Source organism: Halorussus pelagicus (assembly GCF_004087835.1).
Lineage (GTDB): Archaea > Halobacteriota > Halobacteria > Halobacteriales > Haladaptataceae > Halorussus > Halorussus pelagicus.
Map to the genome: position 1 here is coordinate 1,110,415 of NZ_CP035119.1, position 12,984 is coordinate 1,123,398.

Here is a 12,984-nt window from a genome sequence, read left to right on the forward strand (position 1 = left end):
CTACGTCGTCCGCAAGTGGTCGGTCGAGGGTTCGTACACCTCGCCTTTCTGTTTCAGTTTGTCTATCTCGTGTTCGGCCTTCGACTGCTCCATGCCGATTTCGTCGGCGCGAGACATCACTTCCTCGACCGGCGCGCCCTCGTCGTAGTCCTCCTCGATTTCCGCGATGAGTTGCTTGAGGTTCTTGATGCGGTCGCGCTGGGACTTCGAGGTGCCCGTCTCGACCACGTCGGCGTCGAACTGGCCGGTCTCGGGGTCCACGCCGATGTCCTGTAGGCACGAGCGAGTGATGTCCACCGCGCGCTTGGCGTCCTCGATTTCGACCTCGTCCGAGAGGCGGACGCGCGCGCTGGCCTCCGCGAGACGGACCATCGCCTCCAGTTTCCGGGCCGTCACCGGGACGGGCGCGTCCTCGTCTGCCCCCTTCGTCCGGAGGTCCACGTAGAAGTCCTCGATGGTCCGCTTGGCCTCCTCGGTCATCGTCGGGAAGCAGTTGCGCTTCGAGTAGGCGATGTACTTCCGCAGGAGGTCGGCGTCGATGGCCGGAGCGACCTCCTCGGTCTGGCTGTTAACCTCTTCCTCGGTGATGTTGGGCGCGCTCATCTCGTTGCGCTGGGTGTTCAACTGCCCGGCGTAGTTGGTCTGGATGATGTGTTCGGCGAGGCGCTTGTCGTGTTCCTCGTCGGGTTGGTCGGTGACGGTGAAGATGAGGTCGAACCGCGATATCAAGGCGGGTTCGAGGTCTATCTGCTCGCCGATGGGTTCGTACTGGTCGAACCGGCCGTACTTGGGGTTGGCCGCGCCGAGCAGCGAACACCGAGACTTGAGCGTTGCGTTGATTCCGGCCTTCGAGACCGAAATCTTCTGCTGTTCGAGACCTTCGTGCATCGCCGAGCGGTCCGAGGGGTCCATCTTGTCCAACTCGTCCACTGCCGCGATGCCCTTGTCCGCAAGGACGAGCGCACCGGCCTCCAGCGTCCACTGCTGGCCGTCGCCGAAGTCGTCGCGGACGGCGGCGGCAGTGTTGTGCGTCACGATTCCGTTGCCGACGAAGTTGTGCGTCTCCGGAACAGTGAGGTCGAAGACTTCTTTCTCGCCGGTATCGGCGGTAGCGACGACCTCGTCCCATCGAAGGGTCGCGTCGGCGACTTCGCGGACCCTGTCGGCCGACGAACCGAGGTCGATGTCTTCGAGCATCGACTGCACTCGGGAGCGACTCGGGTGGTCCCCTCGATGAACGTTGTTGTGGTACTCACCAGCGACGCCACCGTCGGGAACGGCCAGTGCAGCGCCGACCGGTAATTTCTCGTCCTGTCCGCGCTCGTCCGCGACGATTCGTTCGAGCGCATGCTGCTTTTCGGTAGACTCGAAGCCGATAGCGTCGGCGTATCTGTCGATGTCGGCACCGTACAGTTCGACGAAGTGCTGGACGTGCTTGGACTCGATAGTCCGGCCGTCGGCGAGTTCGGAGGTTCCGCGTCGGTCGCGCTCGCGGGTCCGGGCACGAACGCCGTACGACTCCAACATGAGTTGAATTTGGTCGGCGAGCGTTTCGCTAATAGTCGAGAGAAGAACGCTCGACCCGCCGTCGTCGCGTTCGGACACGGACCCATCGGCGTCCATCAACCCTCTAAGGAACGCATCAGCGTGTTCCGCCGTCGTGAGTTCCGGTGCGAGCGCGAGGTCGGCCTTCGGCGTCTCCATTCCGGCGTTAGCGAACAGTCGCGCAATTGTCGCACTGCTGACGCGGATGCACGGAACTCGGCCGTCTTGTCGCTCTATCTTTGGTCGCTTGTCGAACTTCTCGGCGAAGATGTCGGCGGCGCGTTTCAGCAGGTCTTCATCGCCGTTCGAGATTCTGACCATCCCGCGGTTGCCGTTCCGGCGATTGAGCGAGATGTCACCGTCGCCGAAGACGAGGCCGAGCAGGTACATCAGGTCCGCGTCGAATCGGTCGGGAACCGTAATGGAGTCCCCGTGTCGGATCATCAGCCGCTCGAACTGTACGTCGGTTCTGCTCGCCCCAATCGCGTCGAGTATTCGATCCAGTTTTTCGAGCGGGACGTGGCGGTTCTTGAGATGCGAGTAGATGAAGTCCTCCGAGAGGTCGAGGTCGGCCGCGGCGTCACGGAGCGTTCCGAACTCGTCCAGCAGCGATTCTCGAAGGAACTCGATAGAATCGTCGGCCAGCAGTAGCTTTTCCGTAGTGAGTTCTAAAAATGCCCGAACTGAAACTGCCGTCCGGTCGAGGTCGTCGTACTTGGGAACGGCGACGTAATCACCTGCCTCGACCGCAGAAATCTCCGTCCACTCGATACCGTTCTCGCCGCAAGTCAACACAGGCGTGTTGACGGACGCTTCGAGTTCCTTTCCGTAACTCGTCTCGATTCGGCGACACGGCTTCTCGGGCATTCGCCAGACGTGCGAGGACGCTGCGTCGGACATGCGACCGGCCTCGCGGTCGAACGTCTGGACACCGACCTCTTTCTCGACCGCCGTCTCGTCGGTGACTGGTTCGGGGAGTTCGCTCGAAACGACATCTCGGACTTCTCGGAGTCCGTCATCGGTGTGAATCATCGTGTCGCCCGTCACACAGAGACCGGCGCTCGATGACCCCTTACCGGAGGTGTAGACCGAGCGCGGGGCGATGTTCTGGACGTACGAAATCATCTGCGACTTCCCCGTACCGGGGTCCCCGATTAAGAGCATATGTAGGTCGCCACGAATCCGGGATTTGTCCGGGAGGTGCTTCGTCACGCCGGAGAACAGTTGGAGAATCATCGCCAACTTCTCCTCTTCGTAGCCGTAGATGGCCGGAGCCATCGAATCGACCATCTGCTCGTAAATGTCCGCTTCCTGCGAGAGTTCGACGATTTCTTTCTTGTCCTCGTCGGTGATGTCCATGTCCTCGAACTCCTCGTCCTCGATGGTCACCGAGATGCCGTCCATGTACACGTCGAAGACGGCGGACTTGTCCTGTCCGCTCCCCTGCTGTTCGAGGTGGAGGATGCCCGTCACCGTGACGTGGTCGCCCGGCGTCACCTCGCCGGTGATGTCGTCCTCGATGTGAACGTCGAGGCTCTGGGGCGTCTCGCCGCCGCGCAGGCCCTCGGGACTCTCTTGGACCCGAATCTTCTGAGAGTCCACGAACTCCGACTGGTCGAAGTTGATCTGGAACGGTCCCTGTCGCTCACAGCCCTGACACTCGTGGGGTTCCTGAAAGTCGCCGCCGCTCTGGGGGATGTAGGTCAGTGTCCCGCAGCGCTGACACTCGAAGGCGGCCTCCTGAATCTTCGGTCGGACGTTCGTCGCCTTCCGGACGATACCCTGCACGCTGACCATCGTGTTGACGTGCCGGGCGCGAATCTCCCGGATGTCGGTGATTGTGTCCAGATTCTCGACGCGGACGTGGGCCTGCCCGAGGCTCACGTCCACCGGGAGGTCGTAGAGACGCAGCGCCTCCTCGGCGTACTCGCGTAGCTGTTCGGGTTGCGAGAGGAAGTCGTCCGCGAGGTCGGCGTCGTAGCGATAGAGTTCGGTCCAGTCGATGGAGAGCGAGCGCTGTTCGTTCGGATAGTTCTGCGCGAGTCGGCCGATCTCGTCGCTGTAGTACCGCCGGTAGAACTGCTCGAAGTTATCGATAAGCTCCGTATTCTCCGCGCGAGCCATTCAACCACTCTTCGTTCCTCACCCTGTAAGAAGTTTCGTAAACGGACTGAAAGTGAAAGTGGACGATAGCGAGGCGTCGTCGGGAGTAGAACGACCGGCGAGTTGGTCGGCGGCGGCTGGTTCATGGTACCGACCTAATGGTCAATGCTATTACTTATAAGGCAGATCTTACTTATTTTTGGTAATGGTGGTGAACGACGTTACTTTTCCAGCTTTTTATTTTTCTGTTAAAATTTTAACTATTATGTACCTATAATCAGGTGCTTCGATATGCTTGTGCTCCACGAATGAGACCAACGAGCGAAAGTAAAAAGTATGCAATTGTGAGCAACACCAGCCCTTTGTTTAAATATCCAACTATAGCACCCATCAGTGACAGCGTTGAAACGAGAAGTAACACTTCTGAGTAGGCTTTTTGCCTTCCCATTAGCATAAGTCCGCCTGCACAAGCAAGAAGAAATAACAATCCACTCGCTAAAACTGCCTTTACTTGTACATAAGCTAAGATAGCACCAACCAGACCAGTAACTATTAAGCCTAGTGTGCTTACTTTCCATTTCAATCGTTGAAAGGCCATACTAGACCTATTACAATTCCAAGTTTAAAACTAAATAGGATGTGAATAAACTACACTTTCGAACCTCGATACTGATGATTGCGGTTCTATTTATCCAATTATATGCTTAATCAACCAAAATCGTTGTTAGCTGTGGTCAGTATTATCATATGCGTAATCAAAACCAGCGTGAAGAAGATACTACGGCAGGGACGACTGTCAGTACTGAATCGCTAATTGATTTTCCCTTTCCCCGTTAGCAATTAGAGAAGGCATGACGGAAGCGACCCCCGTCCAGCAGTTGGATGGGCCGCGCACTTGACAAAACAGGCTCCGGACCCCGAATCTGAGAAAATAAGCGATACAGACGCCAATTACACCGAATCCGCTAGCTCAGAACCGTACAGAAACTAGATGGGACCGCCCGGATTCGAACCGGGGTTATCGGCACCCAAGGCCGAAAGGATACCAAGCTACCCCACGGTCCCGCATCATCTACTAGCGCGGCAGTCCGTGTAAAGAGTTTCGTTTAGAGCCACGAATCACGCGACGCTCCAAATCGCCTCAATGCCGACGGTCGTGACGACGGCGAAGATGAGTTGCAGGGGCGCACCGACCCGCACGTAGTCGGTGAACTTGTAGCCGCCGGGACCGTAGACGAAGAGATTCGTCTGATAGCCCACCGGCGTCATGAACGCCGTCGAGGCCGCGAAGGTGACCGCCAGCACGAACGCGAAGGCGTTGGCGTCGAGTTGGTGGGCGGCCTCGGCGGCGACCGGAATCATCAGCACGACGCTGGCGTTGTTGCTGACGATATTGGTCAGCGCCGCGGTAACGACGTAGAACAGCCCCAACACCGCGATAGGGGGGAAGAAGTCGGCCGACAGCACGAGCAGGTCGGCTATCAGGTCGGCCGCGCCGGTCTCCTCCATGGCGATGCCCAGCGGGATGACGCCCGCCAGCAGGAAGATAACGTCCCACTCCACGGCGTCGTAAATCTCCGGCGGATTGAGGACGCCCGTCAGGACCATCACCAGCGCGCCCGCGAGCGCCGAGACCATGATGGGGAGTACGCCGAGCGCCGCCACCGTGACCACAGCGGCGACGATGCCGATGGCGAGCAAAATCTTCGACTCGCGGTAGTCGGGTCGCTCTATCTCTTGGGCGACGATGAAGTCGCGGTTGGCGTTCAGCCGCGAGATGCTATCGGGGGTCGCCTGCACCAGCAGCGTGTCGCCGACCTGCAACTCGGCGTGATCCATGCGCTTGCGGATGTACTCCGGGCCGCGACGCAGGGCCAACACCGTGGCGTCGTAGCGGTCCCGGAAGTTGGCGGAGGCGAGCGTCTCGCCGAACAGCGACGACCGGGGCGCGACGACGACTTCAACGAGGCTCTGGCCGGTCTCGTCGCCCTCCAGTTCATCCTCGTCAACGGATATCTCAGGCAGGAGTTCAAGACCCTCGGTGTCGATGAGGCTCACGAGCGTCTCGCGGTCGGTCCGAAGCGCGAACACGTCGCCCGCCCGAATCTCCTTCGGGGCGAGCGGTTCCACGAACGTCTGGCCGTCGCGGATGAGTTGGACGAGGTCCACGTCGAACTCGGTGCCCGCGAGCGCGTCCGCGACGGTCTCGCCGACCAGCGGCGAGTCGGCGGGGACAGTCACTTCGGTGAGATACTCCTCCAATCCGAACTCCTGCGTGAGGTCCTCGCGGACCGGGATGCGCGCGGGGGTGAGCCACCGCCCGACGGTCATGAGATACGCCGTGCCGACGACCGAGACGAGGACGCCGAGCGCGGTGAACTCGAACATCGAGAAGGCGTGGAGTTCGGGAAAGATATCGGGGTTCTGTGCACCCAGTCGCGCCGCGAGGTCGCTTGCAAGGATGTTGGTCGAGGTGCCGATGAGCGTGAGCGTGCCGCCGAACATCGAGGCGTACGAGAGCGGCAACAGGAGTTTCGACGGCGAGGTCTTGCCCTCGTGAGCGAGGTCCGTCACCATCGGCAACAAGATAGCGACCGCCGCGGTGTTGTTGATGAACCCCGAGATAGAGCCGACGACGCCGATAGTCGCGCCGAGTTGCCGAGTCTCGTCGTCTCTGGTGAACGCCGCTATCTTCCGCCCGAGAATCTGGACCGCGCCGGTTCGCTGGACGCCGTAACTCAGGATGAACATCGCCAGCACGGTGACGGTCGCGGAACTGGCGAACCCCGAGACGCCCTCGGCGGGCGAGACCTGCGTCCACGGTTCCAGCACCATCAGCGCCACCATGATGCCGATGGCGGTGATGTCGATGGGAATCGGTTCGGTCGCAAACAGCACCAGCGCTACGAGAATGACGAGAAACACGACGATGATGCCGGGCGTCAGCGAGAGTGCCACGTCACCTACGACTCGCGGCGGGAAGAAAAATGATGTGGACTTCCGGAGGCGACGACCTCAGGGGTCCCACACCGAGACCCAGCCGTCGCCGGTGACGACGACCAGATACCCGTCGATGGTGAACTCGAACTGCCAGTGGGCGTCGGACGACCGCCGGTCAAAGAGCGTGTCGAGCGCTTCGAGGTCCACCGCCTCGTACAGTTCGAGGTCGCTGTCGGTCGGGTCTACTCCTTCGACCGAAGCGACCGCCTCGATTATCGTCTGACTGATCGGGGCGTCCCCGTCTCTGCGCGTCTCGTAGACCGGGGTACCCTCTCGACGGAGTCGGTTGCCGTCTGCTGTCGCCATCGAAACGGTATAGGCGAGTGTCGAATATGAAAGCCCGTCAGACGCACGTCAGACGGACCGCAACCGAGTCGAGAGACCGAAACAGAGAGCGCCGTTCACTCCTCCTCGCCGTGAAGTTCGAGTTCGGCGACGATTTCGAAGGGGTGGTCGTCCTTCCGCACCCCGTCGAGAATCTTGAATGCCTCGTCGGGCGCGAGGAAGTGGCTGGTGACGACCCGCCCGAGGTCGGTGGGTTCGAGACCGTCGATGAACCCGTACTCCAGCAGTTTCCCGAGCGCGTGCTTGGTCGGAATCTCGCCGATCATCCGGTCGCCGAGGCGCTTGGCCTCCGTGCCCGCGACCGTGATGTTCGCCAGCGTCTCCTCGACTGCGGAACTCTCGTCGTAGAGCGTCTGGACGTTCTCCATCTCGCCTTTCAGGAGTTTGAACGCCACCTCGTCTTCGGTCATCTCCATGCTGTTGTGGTAGGCCGTGTCGGGTTCCACGAGGACGTACACTCTCCCGCGGTCGTGGTAGTCCGGACGCCCCGCCCGGCCGAGCATCTGGTGGAACTCTTGGACGGAGAGCCACTCGATGCCCATGGCGAGCGTGTCGAAGATGACCTGCGACGCCGGGAAGTCCACCCCGGCCGCGAGCGCGGCGGTCGTGACGACCGCCGCGAGGTCTTGGTCGGCGAACATACGCTCGACTTTCTTCCGGCGGCCGTAGTCGAGTCCGGCGTGGTAGGGCGCGGAACTGTACTCCAACTGGCGGGAAATCTCGTGACACCGCCGCCGGGAGTTGGTGAAGATGATGGTCTGTCCCCGATAGCCCTGCGAGGATTTGGTGTCGTACTCGCGCTTGACGAGTTTGTTCTCGATGTCGGGCTTCTCCTTGCCGTCTGCGAACGTGACGTGGCGTTCCAGTGGAACGGGTCGCTCCTCGTACTCCACGAGGTTGGCTTCCAGCGACTCAGCGAGGCTGGAGGGGTTGCCGACCGTCGCCGAGAGATAGACCCACTGGGCACCTCCGTAGTCGGTTCGCTGGCTCGCGCGCGTCTCGCAGTAGTGTTTGAGGCGTGCGATGAGACCGTCGAGGCGGTGGCCCCGGTCCTGTTCTTTGAGGGTGTGGACCTCGTCGATGACGACGGTCCCGATGTCGCCCAAGTCGCGGCCGGTCCGGAGTGCGTGGTCCACGCCCTCGTAGGTGCCGACGATAACGTCGGCGCTCGGGTCGAAGGCGTGGCCGTCGTCTCGAACCCTGCTCGCGCCCACGCGGATGGTCACGTCCACGAGGTCGCCGTACTCGTCCTCGAAGTCCTCATGCTTCTGGTTGGCGAGCGCGACGAGGGGCACGAGAAAGAGCATCTTACCCTCTCCATTCAGCACGCGGTCGATGCCGGTCATCTCGCCGACCAGCGTCTTCCCGGTCGCGGTTGCGCTCACGACGAGTTGGTCCTCGCCGTCGAGCAGTCCGTTCTGGACCGCGAGGCTCTGGACCGGGAGCAGTTCCTCGAAGCGCGGTTCCAGCAGGTTCTGGATGCCCGGATGCAGCGACAGCGAATCGACCCGGATGTTCTCTACGTCCTCGACGTTGGCGCTTATCTCGTCGAACTTCGTGAGGTCGGGGTCGAGTTGCCCCTTGAGCAGGTTGGTGATGCGTTCGAGGTCCTGCACTTCCAGCAGGAGGTCTTCGAGTCGGTCCTGCGCCTCTCGGGTCATGTTCCCCTGAAACGAGAGTTGACGCTCCAACTCCTCTTTCGCGCAGTCGGGACAAATGTACTCGTCGCCGGTATCGACCGCCGTGTCCGAGGTGATGGGCGAGTAGTGGCCGCTCGACGCGCAGAACCGGCAGGTGCGGACTACTTTGGCGTCGAGTTGGTAGGCGTCGAGCATCGCCTGAAGCTCCTCGCGGGCGGCCTTCGAGGTCTGTTGAGAGATGCGGATGCGGTTGGCTCTGCGCGCTATCTCCACGAACTGGTCGGGACTGCGCGGTTCCTCGCTGGTACCGCGCTTGACGCGGAACTTGCCGGGTCGCGGTCCGGCGTTCGTCTCCTTCAACTCGAGTTTCGCTCGGAAGACGCGCTCGTCGTCCCGATTCACGACCGCGACGTAGTCGCCGGACGACTCGTGGAGGAACAGCGCGTCTACCTGCGGGACCTGCTTCGACACGGTCAGGAGTAATAGCTCGCGGTATTTGAGCGGTTCGGAACTGTGGGTACGAGAGACGAAGAGTGTAGGTTCACCTCATCGTTTATTAGCCTGAGGACAAAAAAGCCAACAAGGAAACCAGACCGGCCATGATCGACGTTAAAGAAAATATTGAGCTCCTGCGAAGGTCCGGACGTTTCAATTCGGAGGAGGAGTTCCTCGAAGAAGCACTCCGAGCGCTACTAGACAAACGTCCGGAACTCCGAATCGAACTCGCCGTCGAACAGTACAAAACCGGCGACGTAACCCTCAATCGGGCCGCGGAGATTGCAGGCCGGAGTCCGGAGCAGTTCAAGGAACTACTTCGAGAGAGAGGAATCGGCCGCGATATCGGGTTCCTTAGCGACGAGGACCGAGACGGGCGACTGGACGGATTATAACCGACAGGGAGCAAGTTCGAATGGTCGTCGTAGACAACAACATACTGAGTTCGTTGGCGAAAATCGAACGGGTCGGGCTCTTGCCAGAGGTTTTCGACGAAGTAGCGACCGTTTCCTCGGTGTTCGACGAGTTACATCGAGACGATGTTGCTGGCTACGAGTTCGTCGAACAAATCGACGACATCAAAGGATATCGTGGTGGATGGCTTCACGTCCGGCCGGTGACTGAATCGGAACTCCAGTTTGCGGACGAAATTGTCGATCCGTCACTATCGTTTACCGATGCGGAATGCCTCGCCGTCGCGCATCATCGCGATGAACGGCTACTCACTGACGACCGTCACGCCGGAGAGATGGCCGCACAACGTGGCGTCGAGGTTTGGGATTTAAAACTTCTACTCGAAGCTGCAGTCACGAAGGGATCTCTTGATACCGCTTCAGAGGTGGAGAGTGTCATCAACGATTTGCGAGAGGAAGATGGATACCGTTTTTCTGACGACGACCAGCGAGACCTCTTCGACCGTCTATCGTGAGGAGGAACCCGTAACGGCAGGACGTGAATCGGCACAGTAGCGCCAAACGAGCGACGACGGCCACCAGAAACGCGACCATACTGGACAGTAAGCCGACGATAACCGTCGCGCGACGGCGTTATTCCTACAATACCGCTCGGGCAACCGGCAAATAACAAAGACCCTCTCGTGGTAAGCGCCGAGTGCGCACAGAGCGACCAAGTATGAGGGGGAGACACAACACGCGGTTACCCGAGCGGTTCGACGAACAAGTGACGCTTGAAATAGACGACGACGCGGACGGCGCGCCGACGGTCCGAATGGCGGACGAGTCGGCCGCCGACGCGTGGATTTCCGCTGACATTCAGGCCCTCGTCTCGCTTCCGGAGTACGAGTAACGACGCTGCGGCCCGCTACTCGACCAGTTCTATCTCGTCGTCGCCGTTCGGCACGGCGCAGATGAACGCGCCGGGGTCGTCTCCCTCGTTTCTGTACCAGTGGACGACGCCCGCGGGGATGAGTAGCGAATCGCCTTCGCTGACGGTATGTTCTTCGTCACCGATGCCGACCACGTACTCGCCCGAGAGGACGTACTGTTCGTGTTCGACCTCGTTGGTGTGTTCGGGCACCGACGCGCCGGGGTCGAGTTCGAACCGGCGGATGGCGAAGTTCGGCGCGCCGCGTTCCTCGTCTATCAGGACGCCTTTGGACATCCCGTCGGCCGCGGCCACGTCTTCGTACTCGATGTCGTCGCTCCGGCGGATGAGTGGCTTGGCTTGCTGACTCATGCCCGAGGCTACGCGGGCAAGTGGTAAAAATGAGTCCCCGATTCGCTCCGTCAAAAATTCAAGCCCAGGATTTTATTCATCTATTTATACTATAATATATATAAAAATTTATTTATTGTATTAATATGTATGGGTAAGTGGAGCAATACCATGAAACACTTTGTCGAAGACCTCAACGAAAGCGACGTGGAAGATGTCGAGAACCGTACGAACACCGTTGTTTCGACGCCGATCACCTGGTTCGGCGGATAACTCGCTCCGCTTACGACACGTCTTTTTTCGGTCACCACGGAACGTCGAGGAGTCCCGCCGACCCCGCTAGCGAGAGGACCGACGCGACCGCGATGAACGCACCGAACCCGTACGAGAGCAGCACGTACGCCGCCGCGGGCGTCGGATCGAGCCGCTTGAGACTCTCGATGCCGCGATTTCGGAGGTCTACGATACCGAACGCGTCCAGTAGGAGCCAGTAGCCGTCGCCGTGGATGAGCGGGTTGACGCTGAAGACGATGTGGCCGACGATGACGACGACGAGCGACCCCAACACGAGACTGTCCGGGAACCAGAGGTAGTGGACGGCGAGAACGACGGCCATCCACCCGAGTTCCGCCACCGGTCCAGCGAGGCTGATCCACAGTCGGCGGTTGCGCGGCAACAGCCACGCGCCGGTCGTATCGGTAATGACCGCCGGGATGACGCCGTTGACGCGACCGATTCGGATCGACGGGTCGAGGTGCGACCGACCCGCGAGGTAGTGGCCGAGTTCGTGGATGGCCAGCGAGAGGACGACGAGACCGCCGAGAGCGAGCAGTTGCTCCGTCGTTCGAAGTCCCAGCGTCGGTCGGAGTTCGGGTCGTTCCAAGACCGCGGCGTAGATTCCGAGGCCGAACAGGACGACGAACGCGAGTGCTTGAGGGAGAATCGGGATGTCGTCCGGCGGGACGAACCGGACGACGGGCGCGTCCGGACGGAGGTACCCCTCCTCTTCAAGTTCCTCGACTAACCGGAGCGCGCCGCCATCGAGATCGGCTTTCGTCATGCTCCCCTCGCCGAGCGCTTCGACCAACCGGAACGCGTCGTCGGAGACCCGCTTGAGTTCCCCGTCGGGATTTCGGAGGTAGCGGTCGCCCTCCGCGACGCCCCACGTATAACCGACGGACGCCTCCTCGCGTTCGATTCGCTCGTTCATCGCTAGGCGAGATACGCCGCGAGCGCTCCCGCGACGTTCTGGTCGGCTTTCACGTCGGGGAGCGCGAACCGGGGCGCTTCGTTCACCTCGATAAGGTGGTACGAGCCGTCGGGACGCCGCCGAACGTCGGCCGCGGTGAACCGGAGTTCCGCGAGGTCGGCCGCCCGCGTCACGGTGTCTTCGACCACTTCGGAGACCTCCGCCGGGCGAGCGTCCACCTCCTCGCCGTCCTGCTTGTCGAGTTTGAACGAGAACTGGTCGCTCTCGTAGCGGGCGGCACCGACCACCTCGCCGTCGAGGACGTAGACTCGGAGGTCCACGCCCTCCACGAACTCCTGAAACTGGACCGGGGCAGTCGAGAGACGAGAGAGCGCCGCGTCCGTCAGGTCGTCCTCAGTCATGACGCGCGGCATCCCGCCGCGCGTCACGGGCTTGTAGACGACTCGGTCGTGGCTCTCGAAGAACGCCCGGACTTCCTCGGGGTCGTTGGTGAACACCGTGTCCGGAATCGGGAGGTCCGCTCGGGCGAATCGGTGGAGTTGCCACGGCTTTCGGTCCTGCCATCGCTGTTTCGACAGCGACGGCACGACGTTCGCACCGTGATGCTCGAAGATTTGCGAAAGGCTCTCAAAGATACTGCGATGTTCGCGGAGTTGACTGAGCGCCGGAAGCAGGTCGTCATCCAACTCGTCTCGAAACCGCGGGTCGTAGGGTCGAAAGAGGTTGTACGAATCGACGTAGACGCCCGACACCTCGTCGTAGGTGAGACTCGTCCCGAGGACCGTCTCGTCGCCACCGACCCGAACCGTGAGCGGGACCTCGCCCGGCCAGTCCCGAACGTCGCAGATGACCGCTTCACCGCCCTGTCGCTCGGCCGCGTCGGCAAGCAGTTCGAACTCCCGTAACTCGCCGTACCCAATGATAACGATTGTCACGTCAAGTGAGTTCAGAGCTACAGCTTAAAAATTTACT

The 12,984-nt window shown here is 60.8% G+C and carries 12 protein-coding genes and 1 tRNA gene; 4 read left to right on the forward strand and 9 right to left on the reverse strand.

Annotation, left to right across the window (positions count from 1 at the left end; all coding sequences use genetic code 11):
• The 6 genes from EP007_RS05715 to EP007_RS05740 form a co-directional block, all read right to left on the reverse strand.
• Window positions 1–3,669, reverse strand: a complete 3,669-nt coding sequence (locus EP007_RS05715) for an LAGLIDADG family homing endonuclease (protein WP_128476734.1) — start codon at window positions 3,667–3,669, stop codon at window positions 1–3.
• Window positions 3,670–3,925: 256 nt separating this feature from the next.
• On the reverse strand, window positions 3,926–4,246 hold the full coding sequence (locus tag EP007_RS05720; RefSeq protein WP_128476735.1) for a hypothetical protein: 321 nt from the start codon (window positions 4,244–4,246) through the stop codon (window positions 3,926–3,928).
• Window positions 4,247–4,640: 394 nt separating this feature from the next.
• Window positions 4,641–4,713 (reverse strand) — tRNA-Pro (locus EP007_RS05725).
• Between the two features lie 54 nt (window positions 4,714–4,767).
• Window positions 4,768–6,582: an SLC13 family permease gene (locus tag EP007_RS05730; protein WP_128478514.1), complete on the reverse strand. Its 1,815-nt coding sequence runs from the start codon at window positions 6,580–6,582 to the stop codon at window positions 4,768–4,770.
• An 81-nt stretch (window positions 6,583–6,663) separates the two neighbouring features.
• The gene (locus EP007_RS05735) at window positions 6,664–6,954 is read right to left on the reverse strand and encodes a HalOD1 output domain-containing protein (RefSeq protein ID WP_166035456.1); all 291 of its coding nucleotides are present in this window, start codon (window positions 6,952–6,954) and stop codon (window positions 6,664–6,666) included.
• A gap of 95 nt (window positions 6,955–7,049) precedes the next feature.
• Window positions 7,050–9,104: a DEAD/DEAH box helicase gene (locus EP007_RS05740; protein ID WP_128476736.1), complete on the reverse strand. Its 2,055-nt coding sequence runs from the start codon at window positions 9,102–9,104 to the stop codon at window positions 7,050–7,052.
• Between the two features lie 128 nt (window positions 9,105–9,232).
• Between EP007_RS05740 and EP007_RS05745 the strand changes: the two genes are divergently transcribed.
• The 3 genes from EP007_RS05745 to EP007_RS18110 all read left to right on the forward strand — a co-directional run bounded on the left by EP007_RS05745 (window position 9,233) and on the right by EP007_RS18110 (window position 10,433).
• Complete coding sequence (locus EP007_RS05745) at window positions 9,233–9,523, forward strand: UPF0175 family protein (protein ID WP_128476737.1); 291 nt, start codon at window positions 9,233–9,235, stop codon at window positions 9,521–9,523.
• Window positions 9,524–9,543: 20 nt separating this feature from the next.
• Window positions 9,544–10,056, forward strand: coding sequence for a hypothetical protein (locus EP007_RS17760; RefSeq protein WP_208023558.1), 513 nt, complete (start codon window positions 9,544–9,546; stop codon window positions 10,054–10,056).
• Window positions 10,057–10,307: 251 nt separating this feature from the next.
• The gene (locus EP007_RS18110; protein ID WP_281062934.1) at window positions 10,308–10,433 is read left to right on the forward strand and encodes a hypothetical protein; all 126 of its coding nucleotides are present in this window, start codon (window positions 10,308–10,310) and stop codon (window positions 10,431–10,433) included.
• A 15-nt stretch (window positions 10,434–10,448) separates the two neighbouring features.
• Here the strand turns inward: EP007_RS18110 and EP007_RS05755 are convergent, their stop codons facing one another.
• Window positions 10,449–10,823, reverse strand: coding sequence for a cupin domain-containing protein (locus tag EP007_RS05755; protein ID WP_128476738.1), 375 nt, complete (start codon window positions 10,821–10,823; stop codon window positions 10,449–10,451).
• A gap of 129 nt (window positions 10,824–10,952) precedes the next feature.
• On the opposite strand from EP007_RS05755, the gene EP007_RS18115 reads away from it, so the two are divergent.
• The gene (locus tag EP007_RS18115; RefSeq protein WP_281062935.1) at window positions 10,953–11,075 is read left to right on the forward strand and encodes a hypothetical protein; all 123 of its coding nucleotides are present in this window, start codon (window positions 10,953–10,955) and stop codon (window positions 11,073–11,075) included.
• A 31-nt stretch (window positions 11,076–11,106) separates the two neighbouring features.
• On the opposite strand, the gene EP007_RS05760 is transcribed toward EP007_RS18115, so the two are convergent.
• Window positions 11,107–12,012 (reverse strand): zinc metalloprotease, encoded by a 906-nt coding sequence (locus tag EP007_RS05760; RefSeq protein ID WP_128476739.1) that lies wholly within the window; start codon window positions 12,010–12,012, stop codon window positions 11,107–11,109.
• Window positions 12,013–12,014: 2 nt separating this feature from the next.
• Window positions 12,015–12,947 carry an ATP-grasp domain-containing protein gene (locus EP007_RS05765; RefSeq protein ID WP_166035458.1) on the reverse strand — a complete coding sequence of 311 codons (933 nt, stop codon included), beginning with the start codon at window positions 12,945–12,947 and terminating at the stop codon, window positions 12,015–12,017.
• Between the last annotated feature and the right edge of the window lie 37 nt (window positions 12,948–12,984).